Below are 719 nucleotides of genomic sequence, written 5' to 3'. Positions count from 1 at the left end.
GGGCTGCTGCGGCCGCCCTCGCGGATCAGGGCCTCGGCCCGCTGGTAGGCGTAGATCGACACGAGGTGCAGCGCCGCCTTGGCGTCGTCCGACAGGTCGAGGCGGTCCGCCCCGAAGCTGACGCCGCCCCCCGGGCCGGACAGGTGATGGATCGGGACGCAGAACCCCTGCGACAGCCCGAACTCGGTCGCCTCGCCCATCACCCGGGCGGCCCCGGCCTCGTCGGACCGGTAGGGCGCCTCCCGCCACAGGAACGGCTCGGTGGTGCGCCGGACATGGTTCGCGACCGGGTCGATCCGCAGGTAGTCCCGGTCGAAATAGCGCTTGCGCCAGCCCTCCGGCCAGGCCGGCACCAGGGCGCAGCCCTGCGTGGAGATCGCGTGCTCCGCCGGCAGGTTGGTGATGATGAAGGCGTCGTAACCGAAATACGCGCCGGCCGAGCGCATCTCGCGCAGGATGTCCGGGATCCGCGCGGCCTGCTTGAGACGGCCGACGATCTCGAAGGCCTTGTGGGTATCCTGGCTCACGAAACGTCCGAATGTGTGTAGCGCGAAATCTATCCGACCTATAGTTGAAACAATGTCAGTCCACGCGATAAAACACGATACATGAGGTTGTTCGGCCGGCCAAGAGCGCACGCCGTCGTGACGCTCCGTACGGCTTCGGCAGCTCCGGGTCCGGGCCTTTGCCCGGCGGGCCCCGGCCTCACGCCGGCGGCG

At 69.1% G+C, this 719-nt stretch carries 1 protein-coding gene; it reads right to left on the bottom strand.

Annotated elements, in window-relative coordinates; genetic code table 11:
• Positions 1–527: autoinducer binding domain-containing protein (locus tag FV228_RS31595; RefSeq protein ID WP_147857959.1), on the bottom strand; the 527-nt coding region annotated here is incomplete at its 3' end.
• Between the last annotated feature and the right edge of the window lie 192 nt (positions 528–719).

The organism is Methylobacterium sp. WL18, from assembly GCF_008040015.1.
GTDB lineage: Bacteria > Pseudomonadota > Alphaproteobacteria > Rhizobiales > Beijerinckiaceae > Methylobacterium > Methylobacterium mesophilicum.
This window is presented reverse-complemented; position numbering and strand designations above follow the sequence as displayed.